Origin of the sequence: Sulfurovum sp., from assembly GCF_049668085.1 — a bacterium.
In the GTDB taxonomy this organism is placed as follows: domain Bacteria; phylum Campylobacterota; class Campylobacteria; order Campylobacterales; family Sulfurovaceae; genus Sulfurovum.
On the sequence record NZ_JBATIY010000064.1, the window covers coordinates 1 to 2,432 of the forward strand.

Genomic DNA, 2,432 nt, shown 5'->3' on the forward strand with positions numbered 1-2,432 from the left:
ATCCTATTGAGCGCTTCAACTGCTCCCATTGGTAGTTCTATCTGAGCACCGAAGCTTTCTCTTGGGTTGATACGTATCAGAGGTATATTGAACCTCAAGGCTATCTGCTCTGACGTGTTCCTTACAGTTGGCACAGCTGTGCCAGCTCCCATCTCAACAATGGCAAGTTTTGCACCTTCTTTTTCTAATTTATTTATCCATAGTCCTAATCTTACTCTTTGGTCATCAGTACGTGCATCCTCCCAGCTGTAATCACCAAAAATCAATATATTTGGTCTTGCCATAGCCCCACAAAATGGACAAGAGGGTAATGGTTCTTTAGCTTTAAAGCCCTCTTCTATCTTTATGAAAGTATCATCTGCAGACCATAACCGTCTATGACAGTTATCGATGCATTGGAGGTGATGTATGGAGCCGTGACACTCCATTATTTCCTTTTCTGAAAAACCTGCTTTCTGAAACTGTCCATCTACATTTGAAGTGAAAACAAAGCTTGCATATTTTTTAGTATTAGAATAATCTAAAAGCTTTTTAAACCCCTCATGCGGTACGGTATCACGGTAAAGATGCAGCCTATGCCCATAGAAAGCCCAAGCCAACTGAGGGTCAGACTCAAACCACTCAGGATTTGCCATCTCTTCAAAATGAAGCCCCAACTCTTTTGCCTTTGGATATGCATTCCAAAACCCTTCTACCCCTCGAAAATCAGGCAAGCCTGAGTCTACTCCCATCCCTGCTCCCGCAGTGATAAATATGGCATCAGAATCTTGTAATAATTGTTTGGCTTTTTCTAAGTTTTCTGTGATGTTCATAGAAGGATTATAGCACAAAGAAAAAGCTTATTAATAGTAAACCTTTTCAATATATAAAAATTTTTTGTATACTCTAATTATAAAGATATAATTAAAATGGAGAAATATATGAAAACTGTTTCACTGGTTCTTGGGAGTGGTGGTGCTCGTGGTTTGGCACATATTGGGGTGATACATTGGCTTGAAGAAAATGGCTATGAAATCAGATCTATTTCTGGATGTTCCGTAGGTGCTATGATCGGTGGAATATATGCCGCTGGTAAACTGGATGAATTTGAGCAATGGGTACGTCCCTTAACGAAATTAGACATCCTCACATTATTAGATATGTCATGGAGTAGAAATGGACTTGTTCAAGGCGATAAGATCATTGAGAGTTTAGTCGAGTTAGTAGGTGATCAAACGATCGAAGAGCTACCTATTCCTTTTACTGCAGTCGCTGCAGACATAAACAATGAGAAAGAAGTTTGGATGAACTCCGGCAGCCTGTTTGATGCAATACGAGCATCAATATCATTACCACTCTTCTTTACTCCTTACGATCATAAAGGTATCAAACTGATAGATGGTGGCGTTTTAAACCCCGTTCCAATAGCTCCAACCTTCAGTGATGATACCCAGATGACCATTGCTGTTAATCTAGGTGGACCCTTAGAAAGCATAAAAATATCTAAAGATACACAAAAGACCCTTACAAAGGAATCAGAAACATTTCATCAAAAGATTAGTAACTTTATCGACAATTTAAAACAAAACATTCAGGAAGAAGTAGAACAAATAGATTTAGGCGTTTTCGATATTGCCAATCAGGCATTCGATGCTATGCAAAGTACGATCGCAAGACAAAAGCTTGCAGCATACCCACCAGATCATACGATTGAAATTGCCAGAAATGCATGTGGAACCCTAGAGTTTGATCGGGCAGATGAAATGATAGCTTTGGGGTATAAAAAAGCTAAAGAGTGTTTTGCGTAATCTTTGTCTATTTAATTGAAAAATTACTTTTACATGATAACCTTATAAGATCATATGTTTTATAAGGTTTTAAGAAAGCGTTCAAAGTTTTTCATCAACTTCCTTTACCATCTCTACTAACAATATGTGCGCTTTATGAATACCTGTAATAATAATATTTTCACCTATGATTTCTGCTGCATCACCAGACTGAAACAATGTGCCATTAATATTGGCTCTACCTTCCATCAATTTAAGATAAACTTGTCTTGCACTTCCTACTTCAAATCCTATCTCTTGAGTATCATCAAGTTCACAGGCGTACATTGATGTATCTTGGTAAATATAGATATGAGCATCGCTGCCTTTTGGACCAACCAAATAAAGCCATTGATTTTTACGCTCTTCAACTTTAAATGATTTTGAACCATATTGAGGTTCTAAGTTTTTAGCGTGAGGAACTATCCAAGTTTGAATAAGATGGACTACCTCATCACCATCATTCATCTCTGAATGTGTTATGCCCGTTCCCGCTGATAAATATTGTATAGCACCTCTTCCTAAACTCTCTTTGTTCCCCATTGAATCAACATGCGTAAGTTCACCACTTAATACATAAGTAATAATCTCCATATCTCTATGAGGATGCGTGCCAAAACCTTTATG

The 2,432-nt window shown here is 37.9% G+C and carries 3 protein-coding genes; 1 reads left to right on the forward strand and 2 read right to left on the reverse strand.

Features of this window, described 5'->3' with window-relative positions; translation table 11 throughout:
- On the reverse strand, nt 1–812 hold an 812-nt coding region (locus tag WBM70_RS03895), incomplete at its 3' end, for an SIR2 family NAD-dependent protein deacylase (RefSeq protein WP_424557196.1).
- 108 nt (nt 813–920) lie between these two features.
- Here WBM70_RS03895 and WBM70_RS03900 point away from each other — a divergent pair.
- Entirely contained in the window at nt 921–1,787 is an 867-nt protein-coding gene (locus WBM70_RS03900; protein WP_424557197.1) for a patatin-like phospholipase family protein, read from the forward strand.
- Between the two features lie 81 nt (nt 1,788–1,868).
- On the opposite strand, the gene WBM70_RS03905 is transcribed toward WBM70_RS03900, so the two are convergent.
- Nucleotides 1,869–2,432, reverse strand: a 564-nt coding sequence (locus tag WBM70_RS03905) for a pirin family protein (protein WP_424557198.1), incomplete at its 5' end; no start/stop codon positions are given.

Bases quoted from the DNA above. Each gene is read 5' to 3' on its own strand.
- WBM70_RS03900 (WP_424557197.1), top strand. From the start codon at position 921: ATGAAAACTGTTTCACTGGTTCTTGGGAGTGGTGGTGCTCGTGGTTTG.